Annotated in this window: 15 protein-coding genes and 1 rRNA gene; 12 read left to right on the forward strand and 4 right to left on the reverse strand. The window is 74.5% G+C overall.

The window, feature by feature from the left end:
• Positions 1-156 precede the first annotated feature (156 nt).
• The 3 genes from rrf to KMS84_RS27860 all read left to right on the forward strand — a co-directional run bounded on the left by rrf (position 157) and on the right by KMS84_RS27860 (position 2,474).
• Positions 157-273: ribosomal RNA gene (gene rrf / locus KMS84_RS27850) — 5S ribosomal RNA — on the forward strand.
• A gap of 18 nt (positions 274-291) precedes the next feature.
• Positions 292-1,743 carry a hypothetical protein gene (locus KMS84_RS27855; RefSeq protein WP_256919214.1) on the forward strand — a complete coding sequence of 484 codons (1,452 nt, stop codon included), beginning with the start codon at positions 292-294 and terminating at the stop codon, positions 1,741-1,743.
• On the forward strand, positions 1,728-2,474 hold the full coding sequence (locus tag KMS84_RS27860) for a tetratricopeptide repeat protein (protein WP_256919215.1): 747 nt from the start codon (positions 1,728-1,730) through the stop codon (positions 2,472-2,474). Before KMS84_RS27855 ends, KMS84_RS27860 begins: the two co-directional genes overlap by 16 nt.
• Before the next feature lie 60 nt (positions 2,475-2,534).
• On the opposite strand, the gene KMS84_RS27865 is transcribed toward KMS84_RS27860, so the two are convergent.
• Positions 2,535-3,818, reverse strand: coding sequence for a DUF1015 domain-containing protein (locus KMS84_RS27865; protein ID WP_256919216.1), 1,284 nt, complete (start codon positions 3,816-3,818; stop codon positions 2,535-2,537).
• A gap of 73 nt (positions 3,819-3,891) precedes the next feature.
• Between KMS84_RS27865 and KMS84_RS27870 the strand changes: the two genes are divergently transcribed.
• The 4 genes from KMS84_RS27870 (at position 3,892) to KMS84_RS27885 (ending at position 8,018) form a co-directional block, all read left to right on the forward strand.
• Positions 3,892-4,920: an HAD hydrolase-like protein gene (locus tag KMS84_RS27870; RefSeq protein WP_256919217.1), complete on the forward strand. Its 1,029-nt coding sequence runs from the start codon at positions 3,892-3,894 to the stop codon at positions 4,918-4,920.
• A gap of 118 nt (positions 4,921-5,038) precedes the next feature.
• Positions 5,039-6,082, forward strand: a complete 1,044-nt coding sequence (locus KMS84_RS27875; RefSeq protein WP_256919218.1) for a FecCD family ABC transporter permease — start codon at positions 5,039-5,041, stop codon at positions 6,080-6,082.
• On the forward strand, positions 6,079-7,137 hold the full coding sequence (locus KMS84_RS27880; RefSeq protein WP_256919219.1) for a FecCD family ABC transporter permease: 1,059 nt from the start codon (positions 6,079-6,081) through the stop codon (positions 7,135-7,137). Before KMS84_RS27875 ends, KMS84_RS27880 begins: the two co-directional genes overlap by 4 nt.
• Positions 7,134-8,018, forward strand: a complete 885-nt coding sequence (locus KMS84_RS27885; RefSeq protein WP_256919220.1) for an ABC transporter ATP-binding protein — start codon at positions 7,134-7,136, stop codon at positions 8,016-8,018. The genes KMS84_RS27880 and KMS84_RS27885 overlap by 4 nt, the downstream gene beginning before the upstream one ends.
• On the opposite strand, the gene KMS84_RS27890 is transcribed toward KMS84_RS27885, so the two are convergent.
• The gene (locus tag KMS84_RS27890) at positions 8,002-8,349 is read right to left on the reverse strand and encodes an SCP2 sterol-binding domain-containing protein (RefSeq protein WP_256919221.1); all 348 of its coding nucleotides are present in this window, start codon (positions 8,347-8,349) and stop codon (positions 8,002-8,004) included. The two genes, KMS84_RS27885 and KMS84_RS27890, sit on opposite strands and share 17 nt — an antisense overlap.
• 42 nt (positions 8,350-8,391) lie before the next feature.
• On the opposite strand from KMS84_RS27890, the gene KMS84_RS27895 reads away from it, so the two are divergent.
• The 5 genes from KMS84_RS27895 (at position 8,392) to KMS84_RS27915 (ending at position 13,937) form a co-directional block, all read left to right on the forward strand.
• Positions 8,392-8,778: a hypothetical protein gene (locus KMS84_RS27895; protein ID WP_256919222.1), complete on the forward strand. Its 387-nt coding sequence runs from the start codon at positions 8,392-8,394 to the stop codon at positions 8,776-8,778.
• A gap of 7 nt (positions 8,779-8,785) precedes the next feature.
• Positions 8,786-9,601 carry a TlyA family RNA methyltransferase gene (locus KMS84_RS27900; protein WP_256919223.1) on the forward strand — a complete coding sequence of 272 codons (816 nt, stop codon included), beginning with the start codon at positions 8,786-8,788 and terminating at the stop codon, positions 9,599-9,601.
• Complete coding sequence (locus tag KMS84_RS27905; RefSeq protein WP_256919224.1) at positions 9,598-10,503, forward strand: NAD kinase; 906 nt, start codon at positions 9,598-9,600, stop codon at positions 10,501-10,503. Before KMS84_RS27900 ends, KMS84_RS27905 begins: the two co-directional genes overlap by 4 nt.
• A gap of 100 nt (positions 10,504-10,603) precedes the next feature.
• Positions 10,604-12,322: a DNA repair protein RecN gene (gene recN / locus KMS84_RS27910; protein WP_256919234.1), complete on the forward strand. Its 1,719-nt coding sequence runs from the start codon at positions 10,604-10,606 to the stop codon at positions 12,320-12,322.
• Positions 12,323-12,806: 484 nt separating this feature from the next.
• Complete coding sequence (locus KMS84_RS27915) at positions 12,807-13,937, forward strand: glycosyltransferase family 4 protein (protein WP_256919225.1); 1,131 nt, start codon at positions 12,807-12,809, stop codon at positions 13,935-13,937.
• A gap of 111 nt (positions 13,938-14,048) precedes the next feature.
• Here KMS84_RS27915 and KMS84_RS27920 read toward each other — a convergent pair whose 3' ends face one another.
• Positions 14,049-15,692 (reverse strand): PucR family transcriptional regulator, encoded by a 1,644-nt coding sequence (locus tag KMS84_RS27920; RefSeq protein WP_256919226.1) that lies wholly within the window; start codon positions 15,690-15,692, stop codon positions 14,049-14,051.
• A 50-nt stretch (positions 15,693-15,742) separates the two neighbouring features.
• Complete coding sequence (locus KMS84_RS27925) at positions 15,743-17,125, reverse strand: FAD-binding oxidoreductase (protein WP_256919227.1); 1,383 nt, start codon at positions 17,123-17,125, stop codon at positions 15,743-15,745.
• Between the last annotated feature and the right edge of the window lie 12 nt (positions 17,126-17,137).

The raw sequence follows: 17,137 nt of genomic DNA on the forward strand, positions 1-17,137 counted from the left end.
GAAGCCCAGTAATGGGTGAAGCTGACTGGTACTAATAGGCCGAGGGCTTGTCCTCAGTTGCTCGCGTCCACTGTGTTAGTTCTGAGGCAACGACCGTTGCCGGTTAGAGCTGGAAACAAGTAAAAAGTGTGCTTGTTCGCTCGAAACCATTAGGGTTTCGGTGGCCATAGCGTGAGGGAAACGCCCGGTTACATTTCGAACCCGGAAGCTAAGCCTTACAGCGCCGATGGTACTGCAGGGGGGACCCTGTGGGAGAGTAGGACGCCGCCGAACAATCTTTGGAAAGGACCCGTGGTCCCAGCGTTCAGCTGGGACCACGGGTCCTTTTCGTTTTTCTGGAGCGCGCCGGATACTCGAGTGCGCGAGAATGTTTGCTGTACCGATGACAGGAGTCACCCATGTCCACCAACTCTCCCGACGACCGACCTGAGCGCGACCAGCGGCGACGGGACAGTGGGGACCGCGGCGACCGCGCCGGCAACCGCGGTGACCGCGGTGACCGCGGCGGCTTCCGTCGTGACAACGACCGCGGTGGATTCGCCCGTCGCGACGATCGCGGCCGCGACGACAAGGGCCGTGACGATCGTGGGCGCGGCGAGGGCGGTGGTTTCCGTCGTGATGACAACCGTGGCGGTGGCTTCGGCGGTCGTGACCGGGACCGTGACAGCGGTGGGTACGGCCGTCGCGACGACCGTCGTGATGATCGTCGGGACGACCGGCGTGAGGGGGACCGCGGGTCTCGGCCGGCGTTCCAGCGCGACGACCGCGGAGACCGCGGCCCGCGTCGCGACGACCGCGGCGGCGACCGACCGACCTTCCGCCGCGACGACCGTGGCGGGGACCGTCCGGGCTTCCGTCGCGACGATCGAGGCGGGGACCGTCCGGGCTTCCGTCGCGACGACCGAGGCGGGGACCGTCCCGCCTTCCGTCGCGACGACCGGGGGGACCGGCCGGCGTTCCGTCGGGACGACGACCGTGGTGGGAACGGCCGTCGTGACGACAACCGCGGTGGCGGCTACGGCCGTCGGGACGACAGCCGTGGCGGTGGTTTCCGTCGTGACGACAACCGTGGCGGTGGCTTCGGCGGTCGTGACCGGGACCGTGACAGCGGTGGGTACGACCGTCGTGATGATCGTCGGGACGACCGGCGTGAGGGGGACCGCGGGTCTCGGCCGGCGTTCCAGCGCGACGACCGCGGAGACCGCGGCCCGCGTCGTGACGACCGTGGTGGCGACCGTCCGGCCTTCCGCCGTGACGACCGTCGCGACGACCGAGGCGGGGACCGTCCGGCCTTCCGCCGTGACGACCGCCGTGACGACCGAGGCGGGGACCGTCCGGCCTTCCGCCGTGACGACCGTCGCGACGACCGAGGCGGGGACCGTCCGGGCTTCCGTCGTGACGACCGTCGCGACGACCGAGGCGGGGACCGTCCGGCCTTCCGCCGTGACGACCGTCGGGACGACCGGGGTGAGCGGCGGGACGATCGTGGTGGGTTCCGTGGGCGGGACGACCGGGGCGCTGCCCCCCGTGGTCCCCGTCGGGACGACCGGGGCGGACGGCCCGGCGGGTTCCGGGGCCGGGACGGGCGCGACGACCGCCGGGACGGTCCTCGGGACGACCGGCGTGGCGGCGGTGGCCGTTTCCGCGATGAGCGGGACCGCGACCGTGAGCCGATCAAGCGGCTGCCGATCCCGGAGGACGTCACGGGCGAGGAGATCGACAAGGACGTGCGGCAGGAGCTGATGAGCCTGCCCAAGACGCTCGCCGACGACGTCGCCAAGAACCTGGTGATGGTCGCCCGGCTGATCGACGAGGACCCCGAGCGCGCCTACGCGTACTCCAAGGTCGCCCTGCGGCTCGCGTCGCGCGTCGCCGCCGTCCGGGAGGCGGGCGGGTTCGCCGCGTACGCCAACCAGAAGTACAGCGAGGCGCTCGCCGAGTTCAGGGCGGCCCGGCGCATGAGCGGCTCCGTGGAGCTGTGGCCGGTCATGGCCGACTGCGAGCGTGGGCTCGGGCGGCCGGAGAAGGCCCTCGACATGGCCGGCGCTCCCGAGGTGCACAAGCTGGACAAGGCCGGGCAGGTGGAGATGCGGCTCGTCGCGGCCGGCGCCCGGCGTGACATGGGACAGCTGGACGCGGCCATCGTGACGCTTCAGAGCCCCGAGCTCGCGGCCGGTTCCGTCCAGCCGTGGACCGCGCGGCTGCGCTACGCCTACGCCGACGCCCTTCTCGCCGCCGGGCGTGAGGACGAGGCGCGCGAGTGGTTCGCCAAGGCCATCGAGGCCGACCGGGACGGCAGCACCGACGCCTCCGACCGGCTCGCCGAGCTGGACGGGGTGGACTTCGTGGACGCCCTGGACGAGGAGGGCGACGACGCGGCCGACGGCGCCGACGAGGTCGTCGTGGAGAAGGCGGCCGAGGCGGAGGCCGTCGAGGACGAGGCCGGGACGACGTCCGAGCGCGACGAGGACTGACCAGGACAGGAAGGGGCGGGATCCGGTGTCACCGGGTCCCGCCCCTTCGTGCGTCCGGGCTCAGGCGTCGAGGGCGCGCAGGACCAGACCCGAGGCCGGTTTGGGGCCGAACGACGTCGACTTGCGGGGCATGGTGACGCCCTGGCGGGCGAGGTCGCGGACGACCTCCTCGCGGACGGGGTGCAGCAGGACCGCCGTGCCGCCGTCGCGTTCGGCCTTGCGCACGGTCGCGGCGGTGTCGTGGATGTAGGCGATGCGGGCGGGATCGTCCTCGGGGATGCCCCACACGTGGTCGAGGAGCGTGGCGTGCAGGACCGTCGCGTCCAGGGTGCGCCAGGCCTGCGGGCGGTCGGCGGGGATCGTGCGGGCGAGGAGGTCCGGGTCCGGGCGATCGACGAGGTGGAAGGCGCCGTCGCCGGCGAGGAGGAACGCGTTGCCCGCGCAGGCGGCGTCGGCGAGGACGTCGAGGGCCCGCGGGAGGGCGACGTCGAGAGAGCGGACGCGGAAGCGTCCCTCGAGCGCGGCCAGCGCCCGGGAGACCGGCAGGCCGTGCAGGAGACGGTGGATGGCGCGCACGCGCAGGGGGTAGCGCGCGGTGTCCACCAGGAGGACGAGACCGTGGTCCCAGGGGCCGGGCTCGGACTGCTCGGCGCGCAGCCGGAGGTAGGTCGCCCAGCGGTGGTGGCCGTCGGCGATGAGGGCCTGACGGTGGGAGAGGTCCTGCTGGACGCGGGCCGTCTCGGCGGGGTCGGTGATCGCCCAGAGCCGGTGGCCGTAGCCGTCCTCGGTCGTGGTGGACAGCAGCGGGGGCAGGGCGGCCGCGCGGTCCACGGCCTCCGCCGCGGCGCCGTCGCCCCGGTAGGTGAGCAGGAGGGGTTCCAGGTTCGCGTGGGTGGCGCGCATCAGGGCGGCGCGGTCCGCGACGACGTGCGGCATGACGTCCTCGTGGGGCAGGACGACGCCCTCCGAGGGCTCCGAGACGCGCAGGGCGCCGATGAGTCCGCGCTGGAGCATGCCGTCGGCGTGACGCTGCTCGTAGACGTACAGGGCGGGCTCGGGGTCGGCCGTCAGGACGCCCTCGGAGAGCCAGCGGCGCAGGGTGGCGGCGGCCTGTTCGTTGCGGGCGGCGGGGGTGGCGGCCTGAGGGAGGATCAGGCGGACGATGTTGTACGGGTCCGCGTCCTGGAGGTGATGCAGGCCGTCGGGGCGCACCACGACGTCGTACGGCGGGGAGGTGACGGCGGCGAGGCTGCCGACCCGGTCGGGGTCGTAGCGCAGGCCTCGGAACGGGGTGAGTTCCAGGCCTCGGGGCGCCGTCGCCTCGGAGGGACCTGCTGTGTTCATCCCGGCATCGTACGTGTGTCGGTGGCGTGCGGGATGATCGAGGGAAAGCGGATCGAGCGAGGAGCGATGTGGAATGAGCCGGAGCGCCAGGACGAGGCCCGAGGGCAGTGGGCAGGCGCTGAGCGAGGCGTACGACACGGCTCTGCTCGACCTCGACGGGGTGGTGTACGCCGGTGGGCACGCGATCGTGCACGCCGTCGAGTCGCTCGCCGCCGCGCGGGCGGGCGGGATGCGGCTCGCGTACGTCACCAACAACGCGCTGCGCACGCCGGACGCGGTGGCGGGTCATCTGTCGGAGCTCGGCATACCGACGGGCGCCGACGACGTCATCACCTCGGCGCAGGCGGTCGCGCGGCTCATCGGCGAGCAGGTGCCCGCGGGGTCGCGGGTGCTGGTGATCGGCGGGGAGGGACTGCGGGTCGCGCTGCGCGAGCGGGGGCTCGTGCCGGTGGAGTCGGCGGACGACGACCCGGCGGCCGTGGTGCAGGGCTTCGGCGGGCCGGACCTGCCGTGGGCACGGTTCGCGGAGGCGTCGTACGCCGTGGCGCGCGGGGTGCCGTGGTTCGCGTCCAACACGGACCTGACGATTCCCAGCGGTCGGGGCATCGCTCCGGGCAACGGCGCGGCGGTGGAGGTCGTGCGGATCGCGACGGGCGCCGAGCCGCAGGTGGCGGGCAAGCCGCAGCCTCCGATGCACCGGGAGACGATCCTGCGCACGGGCGCGAAGCGGCCGTTGGTGGTCGGGGACCGGCTGGACACGGACATCGAGGGCGCGTTCAACGGTGAGGTCGACTCGCTGCTCGTCCTCACCGGGGTCACCGACGGGCCGCAGTTGCTCGCCGCGCCGCCGCAGCACCGGCCGACGTACGTCGACGCCGATCTGCGCGGTCTGCTCGCCGGGCAGCCGGAGGTCGCCGCGGAGGGGGACGGGTTCCGGTGCGGCGGCTGGACGGCCACCGCGGGGGCCGAGCGGCTGGAGCTGTCGGGCGGGGGCGAACCGCTGGACGGGCTGCGGGCGTTGTGCGCGGCGGCCTGGACGGCGGCCGGGGACGGAGCCTGTGAGCTGGACGGGGGGAAGGCGCTGGCGCGGCTCGGCCTGTGAGGCGGGCAGGAGTGCCGAGTGCGGGCGTACGGGGCGGGCGTGAAGGGCGTGTGACGGGCCGGAGGACGGGCGGGCCCGGGGGCCTGGCGTCGTTGCGAGGGTAGGCTAACCTAACTGCGTGTTGGTCGACAGTGTTCCCGTACCGCGCGCGGAGACCGCTCCCGCGCCCCCGAACCGCCGGGCGGTCCGCTCCGCCGGACTCCTCGCCGCGGTGGCGGTGCTGCTGCTGGTGGCGGTGGCCAGCATCGCCGTCGGCGCCAAGGAGTTGTCGGTCGCGCAGGTCTGGCACGGGTTGTTCCACGACTCGGGGACCTACGCGGACGTCGTCGTCGACGAGCGGCTCTCGCGGACCGTGCTCGGGCTGCTCGTCGGGGCGGCCCTCGGCCTGTCGGGGGCCGTCCTTCAGGCGCTGACGCGCAACCCGCTGGCCGATCCCGGACTGCTCGGCCTCAACGCGGGCGCGTCGGCCGCCGTCGTCACCGCCATCTCCTTCTTCGGCGTCACCAGCCTGAGCGGCTATGTGTGGTTCGCGTTCTGCGGGGCGGCCGCGGTCGGGGCGCTGGTCTGGTTCCTGGGCGGCAGCCGGGGGGCCACCCCGGTGCGGCTCGCGCTCGCCGGCACCGCCGTCAGCGCCGCGCTCTACGGCTACCTCCAGGCCGTGATGATCCTGGACGGCGCGGCGCTCGCCCGGATGCGTTTTTGGACCGTGGGCTCGCTGTCCTCGGCGACCGACGACACGATCCGGCAGGTGCTGCCCTTCCTCCTGGCCGGCACGCTCCTGGCGTTCGTCCTCGCCCGGCCGCTGAACGCGGTGGCGATGGGCGACGACACCGCCAGGGCGCTCGGCGCGAACCTGAACCGCACCCGGGCGCTGTCGATGCTCGCCGCGACCGTGCTGTGCGGCGCGGCGACCGCGGCCTGCGGGCCGATCGTCTTCGTCGGGCTGATGGTCCCGCACGTGGTCCGCTCGTTCACCGGGCCCGACCTGCGCTGGATCATGCCGTACGCGGCGATCCTGGCCCCGGTGCTGCTGCTCGGCTCCGACGTCGTCGGCCGGGTGGTGGCCCGGCCGTCCGAGGTCCAGGTCGGCATCGTCACCGCGATCGTCGGCGGCCCGGTCTTCATCTTTCTCGTACGACGGCGGAGGACGGCCCAGCTGTGAAGAGCGCGCAGAAGACCCCCCGCGGCCCCCGGGCGCTGCGCACCCGGGGCGGCCTGTCCGTCCGGCTGGACGTGAGGGCGCTGACCGTCGTCGTGCTGCTGGCCCTCGCCGCGCTCGCCGCGGGCGTGGTGCTGATCGGCACCGGCGACTTCCCGATCCCCGCGGGCGACGTCGTACGGACGCTGTTCGGCGACGGCGACGCCGGCCAGGAGTTCGTCGTCAACGAACTGCGGCTGCCGCGGGTCCTCGTGGGACTGCTCGTGGGCGCCTCGCTGGGCCTGGGCGGGGCGCTGTTCCAGGCCGTGACGCGCAACCCGCTGGGCAGCCCGGACGTGCTGGGGCTCGGGCAGGGGGCGACGGCCGGCGCGCTCGTGATGATCGTGCTGTTCTCCGGCAGCGCCGCCCAGGTGACCGTGGGCGCACTCGTCGGCGGGCTGGTGACCGGGGCGCTGATCTATCTGCTGGCGTGGAAGCGGGGCGTGCACGGGTACCGGCTGGTGCTCGTCGGCATCGGCGTCTCGGCCGTCGCGACGGCGGTCAACGGATACCTCCTGACCAAGGCGGACTTCGTCGACGCGGCCCGTGCCGTGGTGTGGATGACCGGCACGCTCGACGGCCGGGACTGGAAGCAGGTCTGGCCGCTGCTGGCGCTGGTCGGCGTGCTCGTGCCGCTCGTGCTCGCCCACGCGCGCGGGCTGCGGATGACGGAGATGGGCGACGACGTCTCCCACGCGCTCGGCGTGCGCGTGGAGCGGGTACGGCTGGTGCTCATGGTGTCCGCGGTGCTGCTGACCGCGGCCGCCACCGCCGCCGCGGGACCGGTGAGCTTCGTCGCGCTGACCGCGCCGCAGCTCGCCCGCCGGCTGACCCGCTCGCCCGGGCCGAACCTCGTGGCGTCCCTGTGCATGGGCGCCGCCCTGCTGGTGACCGCCGACTGGGCCTCGCAACGGCTCTTCGGGGACGGGCAGTTGCCCGTGGGCGTGGTCACCGGCGTGCTGGGCGGCCTCTACCTGCTGTGGCTCCTCGTCACCGAGCGCAGGGCGGGCCGCATATGACCGGCGGGTCCGACCGCCTCCGCCGTCCGGCCCATCGCAACGACCCAGGGAGCATCGTGAACCGCCTGTCCGCCGAGGACGTCACCCTCGCCTACGACCAGAGGGTCATCGCCGAACAGCTGTCGGTGGAGATCCCCGACAATTCCTTCACCGTGATCGTCGGCCCGAACGCCTGCGGCAAGTCGACGCTGCTGCGGGCGCTGTCGCGGATGCTGAAGCCGAACCGGGGCCGGGTGCTGCTGGACGGGCAGGTCATCCAGTCGATGCCCGCGAAGAAGGTGGCGCGCACGCTGGGGCTGCTGCCGCAGTCGTCCGTCGCCCCCGACGGGATCACCGTCGCCGACCTGGTGGGCCGCGGCCGCTACCCCCACCAGGGCGTCCTGCGGCAGTGGTCGGCCGAGGACGAGCGGGTGGTGCGGGAGTCCATGGCGCGGACCGGGGTCGCCGAGCTCGCCGACCGCTACGTCGACGAACTGTCCGGCGGGCAGCGCCAGCGCGTGTGGATCGCGATGGCCCTCGCCCAGCAGACCCCGCTGCTGCTGCTCGACGAGCCGACCACGTTCCTCGACATCCAGCACCAGATCGACGTCCTCGACCTGTGCGCCGAGCTCCACGAGGAGCAGGGGCGCACGCTCGTCGCGGTGCTGCACGACCTCAACCACGCGGCCCGGTACGCGACCCATCTGATCGCCCTGAAGGGCGGCGAGGTCATCGCCGAGGGCGCGCCGCGGGAGATCGTCACCGCCACTCTGGTCGAGGAGGTCTTCGGGCTGCGCTGCCAGGTGATCGACGACCCCGAGACGGGCACGCCGCTGGTGGTGCCGGCTGCGCGCAGGGCGCGGGCGGCCGCGGGGAGGCTCGCGGCTACAGAAGCTTCCTGAGCTGGAACAGGTCCTTGAGGCCGGCCTCCAGCTTCACCCGGCCCGAACCCCACGCCTTGGCGAAGTTCAGCTCGCCGTCGACCAGTGCCACGAGGTCGTCGCCGGTCATGGTCAGTCTGATCTGCGCCTTCTCCACAGGGGGACCCTGGAGGGTGTCCTGCACCACGATCCGGCCACCTGTCATGCGGCCGACGAACGTGACGTCCAGGTCGGTGATCCGACAGCTCACCGAGCGGTCCAGGGCCGTGGCCGTGCGGACGTCCCCTTCGGCGCTCTGCATGGAGTCGGAGAGCTTCTCGAGTGCGGCGCGGCACTCCTCGATCGTGGCCATCGCGCACGACGGTACCCCAGGCGTTCGAGGTAGCGTCTGGGCATGAGCGACACAGTGCCCCGGACCGGACCCCGGGCTGCGCAGGCGCCGGCGGCGGCCGCGCCCGGGGAGCGCGAGCAGCCGCACGGGCCGGACCGTGAGCAGGCGGACGATCCCGACCGCGAGCAGACGCACGAGCACGACCCCGCCGCTCCCGCGCCGCTGGCCGTCCCCCGCACCCTCACCGGACACGCCGAGGTGGACGCGCAGCTCGAGCGGCTGGCCGACGCCGACCACCTCGCCACCGACGGACACGTCGAGGTGTACGAGGATGTACACCGGGGGCTGCGTGACGCGCTCACCGCGCTCGACGCCCGCCCCGGACCCCCGGCGCCCGCACCGTCGCACGACGGGCGGACGCCTTCACCCTCGCATGGCAGTAGGAGCTGAACCGAACGTGGCAGGAGTCGCACGTCGCCGTCTGGACGCGGAGCTGGTCCGCCGCAAGCTCGCGCGCTCGCGTGAGCACGCGGGGCAGCTGATCGCCGCCGGCCGGGTCAGCGTCGGCAAGACCGTCGCGACCAAGCCGGCCACGCAGGTCGAGACCGCGGCAGCGATCGTCGTCGCCGTCGACGCCGACGACCCCGACTACGTCTCCCGGGGCGGGCACAAGCTCGCCGGGGCGCTGGAGGCGTTCGTGCCCCAGGGGCTCGCGGTGCGCGGGCGGCGGGCGCTCGACGCCGGCGCGTCCACCGGAGGGTTCACGGACGTGCTGCTGCGGGCGGGCGCCGCCCACGTCGTCGCCGTGGACGTCGGATACGGACAACTCGCCTGGTCTCTGCAGAGCGATGAACGCGTCACCGTCAAGGACCGTACGAACGTACGCGAGTTGACGCTTGAAGCGATCGATGGGGAGCCTGTGGATCTTGTCGTGGGGGACTTGTCCTTCATCCCGCTCGGGCTGGTGCTGCCGGCCCTGGCGCGCTGCACCGGACCGGACGCGGACCTGGTGATGATGGTCAAGCCCCAGTTCGAGGTGGGGAAGGAACGGCTCGGCAGCGGGGGCGTCGTGCGCAGCCCGCAGCTGCGGGCGGAAGCCGTGCGGGGGGTGGCCGCGAAGGCGTGGGACCTGGGGCTCGGCGTGCGGGGGGTCACCGCCAGTCCGCTGCCCGGGCCTTCGGGCAATGTCGAGTACTTTCTGTGGCTTCGGGCCGGGGCGCCTGCCCTGGACCCGGCCGACGTCGACCGTGCAGTTGCGGAGGGGCCGCGTTGAGTCAGAACCGAGCTCGTACTGTTTTCCTGCTCGCCCACACCGGACGGCCGGCCGCCATCCGTAGCGCGGAGCTGGTCGTCAAGGGGCTGCTGCGCGAGGGCATCGGGGTGCGCGTCCTGGAGTACGAGGCCTCCGACCTGCATGTCCCGGAGGAGGTGGAGCTGGTCGCCGAGGCCACCCCGCAGTGCCTGGAGGGGTGCGAGCTGCTCATCGTCCTCGGCGGTGACGGCACGCTGCTGCGCGGCGCGGAGTTCGCGCGGGCGTCCGGGGTGCCGATGCTCGGCGTCAACCTCGGCAGCGTGGGCTTCCTCGCGGAGGCCGAGCGCGACGACCTCGACAAGGTCGTCGACCGGGTGGTGACCCGGGCGTACGAGGTCGAGGAGCGCATGACGGTCGACGTCGTCGTGCATCGCAACGGCGACATTGTGCACACCGACTGGGCGCTGAACGAGGCGGCGGTGCAGAAGGCGGGCGCCGAGAAGCTGCTCGAGGTGGTGCTGGAGATCGACGGCCGGCCCGTCACCGGGTTCGGATGCGACGGGATCGTCCTGTCGACGCCCACCGGCTCCACCGCGTACGCGTTCTCCGCCGGCGGGCCCGTGGTGTGGCCCGAGGTCGAGGCGCTGCTGATGGTGCCGATCAGCGCGCACGCGCTGTTCGCGAAACCGCTGGTGACCTCGCCGAACTCGGTCCTCGCCGTCGAACTGCTGCCGCACATCCCGCCGGGCGTCCTGTGGTGCGACGGGCGGCGCACCTTCGAGCTGCCTCCGGGGGCGCGCGTGGAGGTGCGGCGCGGCGCCGTTCCGGTGCGGCTCGCCCGGCTGCACCACGCCTCCTTCACCGACCGGCTGGTGGCGAAGTTCGCGCTGCCCGTCGCGGGGTGGCGCGGGGCGCGCAGCTAGCGCCGCGCGAGGCCGGGGAGGCGCGTCCACCCGCCCGGGTGACAGGGTGCCTCGCACTTTCCCTCCCCGACCTCGTAAGGTCGTCTCCGTGTTGGAGGAGATGCGGATACGGTCGCTCGGAGTCATCGACGACGCTGTCGTCGAGCTGTCGCCCGGCTTCACCGCCGTCACCGGTGAGACGGGCGCGGGCAAGACCATGGTGGTCACCAGCCTCGGGCTGCTCCTGGGCGGGCGCGCTGATCCCGCGCTCGTGCGGATCGGTGCGGAGAAGGCGGTCGTGGAGGGACGGATCACGGTGCCCCCGGGCGCCGCGGCGGTCCTGCGGGCCGAGGAGGCGGGCGCCGAGCTCGACGACGGGGCGTTGCTCATCAGCCGGACCGTTTCCGCCGAGGGGCGGTCGCGGGCGCACGTGGGCGGGCGGAGCGTGCCCATGGGCGTGCTCGCCGAGCTCGCCGACGAGCTGGTGGCCGTGCACGGGCAGACCGACCAGCAGGGACTGCTCAAGCTGTCCCGGCAGCGGCAGGCGCTCGACCGGTACGCGGGCGACGCGGTGACGGTCCCGCTCGCCAAGTACACCGAGGCCTACCGGCGGCTGCGGGCGGTGGCCGTCGAGCTGGACGAGATCGTCACCCGCGCGCGTGAGCGGGCGCAGGAGGCCGATCTGCTGCGCTTCGGGCTCGACGAGATCGCCGGCGTGGAACCGCGCGCGGGTGAGGACGTCGAGCTCGCCGAGGAGGCCGAGCGGCTCGGACACGCGGAGGCGCTGTCGTCCGCCGCCACGGCCGCGCACGCCGCGCTGGCCGGCAACCCCGAGGACCCCGAGGGCATCGACGCCGCCACGCTCGTCGCGGGCGCGCAGCGGGCCCTGGAGGCCGTCCGGTCGCACGACCCGGCGCTGGCCGCGCTCACCGACCGGATCGGGGAGATCGGGATCCTGCTCGGCGACGTCGCGGGCGAGCTCGCCGGATACGCCGACGACCTGGACGCCGACCCGCTGCGGCTGTCGGCCGTCGAGGAGCGGCGGGCCGCGCTCACCGCCCTCACCCGCAAGTACGGGCCGGACGTGAACTCCGTCCTCGCCTGGGCCGAGCAGAGCGCCGCCCGGCTGACCGAGCTGGACGGCGACGACGAGCGCATCGACGAGCTGACGGCCGAGCGGGACGCGCTGCGGTCCGAACTCGGCGGCCTGGCGCAGGCGCTCACCGACGCCCGCGCCGATGCCGCCGGCCGGTTCGCCGCGGCGGTGACGGCCGAGCTGGCCTCGCTGGCCATGCCCCACGCGCGCGTGTCGTTCGACATCCGGCAGACCGAGGATCCCGAGGGCGTCGAGGTCGGCGGCCGCCGCGTCGCCTACGGGCCGGCCGGCGTGGACGAGGTCGAGCTGCTGCTCGCCCCGCACCCGGGCGCCCCGCCGCGGCCCATCGCCAAGGGCGCGTCGGGCGGTGAGCTCTCGCGCGTGATGCTGGCCGTCGAGGTCGTGTTCGCGGGGACGGATCCGGTGCCGACGTACCTCTTCGACGAGGTCGACGCGGGCGTGGGCGGCAAGGCGGCCGTCGAGATCGGGCGCCGGCTGGCACGGCTCGCCAGGACCGCCCAGGTGGTGGTCGTCACGCACCTTCCGCAGGTCGCGGCCTTCGCCGACCGGCAGCTGCTGGTCGAGAAGACCAACGACGGGTCGGTCACCCGGTCCGGTGTGAAGGTGCTGGAGGGCGAGGAGCGCATCCGCGAGCTGTCCCGGATGCTCGCCGGCCAGGAGGACTCCGAGACGGCTCGGGCCCATGCGGAGGAGCTCCTCGCCACGGCCCGCGCCGACGCCTGACGGCCCCGCCACGGCCGGCCGATCGCCGGCCGGCGGACGGCGGAGGAGACACGGCGAGAGCGCGGGACGAGGAAGGACCGCGGGACGAGCAGCCGTGCGCAGCGGGTGCGGGCGGGCGCTCGACGTGGGGCGGGCGCGCGGGAGCGGCTCGTACCGGCTCGCACCGGCTCGTACCGACCGGTTCGCGGCCACGGCGTCGGTCGTGACGGGCCGAGCCGTCGTGGACGGCTCGGCCCGCGCGTGGGGCGGGGCGTGGTCCCGTCGAGACCGGCCGTTCGAACACGGGGGCGGACTGCTTCACCCGTGGGGGTGAAGCCCGGCGGCTCGCTGCCCGTCGCCCGGAGGGCGGAGGGCACGGAACACCCGTACGTGCTGGCATCCTTGGGCGTAAGACGTGGGGGAACGTCAGCGGTCCACCCCTCCGCCCGGTCCTTCTGTACGTTTCTTCGTGACCGTCCGACGCCGAACCAGGAGCCCCGGCCACGTGAGCAGCCACTCACCGCACGGCCAGTCGTCGCTGCGCACCGTGCAGGTGCTGGGCGGCGGCAACGCCGGCAGCAGCGCGCACGTGCGCTCCCTGACCGCGGGGCTCGTCGCACGGGGCGTGCGGGTGACGGTGTGCGCCCCCGCCGAGGCCGATGACACCTACGACTTCACGGGCGCGGGCGCCGAACACGTGCACGTGCCGCGCAGCAGCGATCCCGGCTCCGTGGCGGCGCTCCGCGCGGCCTGCACGAACGCCGACCTCGTCCATGCCCACGGACTGCACGCCTCCTTCCGGGCCGTCCTCGCGCTCGGCGGCCGAAGCACCCCGTTGGTCGTCACCTGGCACAACCGCGCGCACGCCGAGGGCGCCCGCGCCCATCTGCTGCGTCTGCTGGAGCGCCGCGTCGCGCGGACGGCCGCGGTGGTCCTCGGAACCACCTCCGACCTGGTCGACCGGGCCCGCCGCACGGGCGCGCGCGACGCGCGGCTCGCGGCCGTGGCGCTGCCCCGGCCCCGGCCGGGCGAGGGGCCGCACGAGGAGTGCGAACAGCCGCTGCCCAAACTGCGGGCCGAACTCGGCGCGATCGGCCGCCCGTTGCTCGTGGCGGTCGGCTCCCTGGACCGGCACCGGGGCTACGACCTGCTGCTGGACGCCTCGCACGCGTGGCGTGAGCGGGACCCGGCACCGGTGGTGGTGATCGCCGGAGAGGGGCCGCACCGCGCCGCGCTGGGGCGCCGCATCGAGGACGAGGGGCTCCCCGTCCGGCTCGTCGGGCTGCGCGACGACGTCGGCGACCTCCTGGCCGCCGCCGACCTCGCGCTGCTGCCCGGCGGCGGCGAGTCGCGGTCCGTGCTCGCCCAGGAGGCGCTGCACGCGCGCGTGCCGCTCGTCGCGGCTCTGTCCGGCGGGGTCCGCGAACTCGTCGGCGACGCGGCCGAGCTGGTGCCGCCCGGCGACGCGACGGCGTTCGGCGCCGCCGTCGTGCGGCTGCTCGGCGATCCCGAACGGGCCGAGCGGCTGCGGGAGGCGGGCGCCCGGCAGGCGGCCACCTGGCCCACCGAGGACGAGACCGTCGCCCAGGTGCTCAGCGTCTACGACGAGCTGACGCAGCCCCGTCCGATGATCTGAGCCCGTCCGACGATCCGAGCCCGCCGGGGGGACGACCGGCCGTCGGGCCGACGGCGCCGCCTCCCCTCCTCGCCGGTCTTCTCCTCCCGGTCCTCCGCAGTGTTCCGGGCGTCACGGCACGTGGCGTCGTGCCCGCAGGGCCAGGCTCAGCGCGAGGACCGTCTGCGGGTCGTCGAGGTCGGTGCCGAGCAGTTCGCCGATCCGGGCGAGACGGTTGTAGAGGGTCTGGCGGTTCAGGTGCAGCTCGCGGGCCGTCTCCGCCTTGCGGCCCGCGTGCGCCAGATAGGTCTCCAGGGTCGGCAGCAGCGGGGGCCTGGAGCGCCGGTCGTGCTCGCGGACCGGCCCGATCGCGCGCTCGACGAACGCCGCCAGGTCCCGGTGGTCGCGCAGCCGCCACAGCAGCAGGTCGATGTCCAGGCGGCGGGCGTCGTACCAGGGACGGTCCGGCAGGCCGTCCGCGGCCGTCGCGGTCTCCGCCGCGTGCGCGAGCCCCGCCGACGCGGCCGCCCAGCCGCCCGCCATCCCGACGACGACCACCGGCGGCGCGGCGCCCGGCCGCTGCATCCCGGCCCGCTCCACCCCGGCCCGCAGCGCCGCCGCGACCCGGTCCGCCACCGCGGGCCGCTCCGACTCCGAGCGCAGACCCAGCAGCACCGGCACCCGGCCCTCCACCGGCCGCACGCCCAGCAGCACGGGCACGCCCAACGACGTCAGCTCCTCCGCGACCGCCCGCGCCAGCACCGCCCAGCCCCCGCCGGGGGAGATGCCGTCGCCCAGCCGCATGACGACCGGCAGCAGGGGCCCGGCGGCGGGCCTGAACCCGAGCACCCGCGCCTGCGCCGGAGCGTCCTCCGCCGCGATCCGGCCCTCGGCGAGGTCGGTCAGGAAGTCGCCCCGGCCGCGCGCGGCGAGCTCCTCCTCCTGACGGGCCTGCATCAGCACCACGGCCAGGACGCCCGCCGCCCGTTCGGCCGCGATCCGGTGCACGGGGGCGAGCGGGCCGCGCACGGGCAGCTGCACCAGCCGGGCGCGCACCGCGCCCGCCCCCGGGCCGCTCCCGGGCACGTCCACCAGGACCGAACCGGCGGGCGGCGATGCGTCCTTGTGCGGTCCGCGCAGCCCCTCCCACACCTGGAGCGGATCCGCGCCCTGCGGGCCCTCCCCGGCCGCGTACAGCAGCCGTCCGTCGGTCGTCTCCAGGAACACGGGGTTGTCGCCGAAGTCGGCCAGGATGCCCAGCACCTGCGGGATGCCGCCGCCGTCGAGCAGGGCGTGCGTACAGCGCCGGTGCACCTCCTCGGCCTGCTGGAGAAGGGCGTAGTGCCCGTTGACGATCTCGGTGTGGATCTCCTCCGTGACCGTCACGAAGGCCACCTCGCGGTGCAGTTGGACGAGCGGGAGCCCGGTCGTGCGCGCCGTCTCGACCAGGGCCGCGGGCAGTCTGTCGAAGCGCGGCCCCAGCTCGATCACGAGGGCCGCGATGCCCCGCTCGGCCAGCGTGCGCACGAACGCCCGCTGCTCGGCCGGGCGGGTGCCGAGGCCGTAGCCCGTGGTCAGCAGCAGTTCCCCGCCCTTGAGCAGCGAGGCGATGTGCGGGACCTCGCCGGCGTGCACCCAGCGCACCGTGCGGTCCAGCCGTTCGCCGCCGGCGAGGACCTCGGGCAGTCCGCCGCGCAGACCGGGCAGCTCCAGGGCACGCTGCACGGTGATGCCGGCGCTCCGGCTGTCGAATCGGTGGTCCGTGCGGCTGTCCATGCAGCGGACGCTACCCGCGCGGACGGCCCGCCGACATCTTCGCGGCGGTCTCAGGCGGGCCTGATGTTGTGGTTGAAGCGGAACACGTTCTCGGGGTCGTACCCCCGCTTCACCTCCGCGAGCCGCCGGGCGTTCGCCTCGCCGACGCCCGCCACGACCCGGTCGGCGCCCTCGTCGCCGATGAAGTTGAGGTACACCGCGCCGGTGCTCCACGGCCGTGCGTCGGCCCGGACGTCGCGGACCCACCGGATGCACCGCTCGTCGTCCACCGGGTCCTCCCACAGCCCGAAGGGGTGCACGGCCCACGGCGCGTCGCGGTAGGGCACGGGGTACTCGTGCGGCCCGGCGCCGATCGCGCCGCCCTGCGGGAACAGCGCGTGCATGGTGCCGGTGGGCACGGGCACCGACCGGCCGCGGGCGCAGTACACGTCGACGTAGTCGTCCGGGGCGCCGGTCAGGTACTCCGCCGACCAGTAGTTCCGCATCCCGGGAGGGTCGTCGAGCATGCACTGGACGTCGGCGTACGGCATCGCCCCGACGACCTCCGCCTCGTGCGGCAGCGCCAGCAGGGGCTGGGCGAGCTTGCGCAGGTCCTCCTCGGCGCCGGCGTATGTCAGCAGCGTCCCGCACAGCAGCGAGCCGACCAGGTGCGGCGGGACGAACTCGGCGGGCGGGCCGGTGAAGTAGAGGACGGCGCCGCCCGCCTCGTCCGGGCCGGCCGCGATGACGTCGCGGTAGGTGCGGGTGACGTCGGGGCCGAACTCCGGCCGGAAGAGCAGCAGCGCGATGGAGAACTCGGGCAGCTCGTGCAGTTTCAGGGTGAGCGCGGTGGCGACGCCGAAGTTGCCGCCGCCGCCGTGCAGCGCCCAGAACAGGTCCGGGTGCTCGTCGGCGTTCGCGCGCACCCGCCGGCCCTCCGCGGTGACCAGCTCGACGCCGAGCAGGTTGTCCACGGCCAGGCCGAAGCGTCGGTCGAGCCAGCCGGTGCCGCCGCCGAGGACGAAGCCGCCGACGCCGGTGGTGGACGCCCGGCCGCCGGTCGTGGCCAGCCCGTGGGGCTGGGAGGCGCGGTCCAGGTCGCTCATGGTGGCCCCGCCGGCGATCCGCGCCGTCCGGGCGGCGGGGTCGACGGTGACCGCGCGCAGGTGGCGCAGGTCCACGACCAGCGCGCCGTCCCCGAGCGCCATGCCGGCGACGCTGTGCCCGCCGCCGCGCACCGCGACGGGCAGGTCCAGTTCACGGGCGCAGCGCAGGGACCGTACGACGTCGGCTTCGTCCACGCACTGGGCGATCACGGCCGGACGGCGGTCGATCATCGCGTTGAAGACGGTCCGGGCCTCGTCGTAACCGGGATCGTCCGGGGCGAACACGTCGCCGACCAGTTCCTCGCGCAGCGCGGACAGGGCCGCGCCCGCCTTCGATGGGGAGGCCATGGGGCGCCCCCT

Source organism: Streptomyces hilarionis (assembly GCF_024539675.1).
Classification (GTDB): Bacteria; Actinomycetota; Actinomycetes; order Streptomycetales; family Streptomycetaceae; genus Streptomyces; species Streptomyces hilarionis.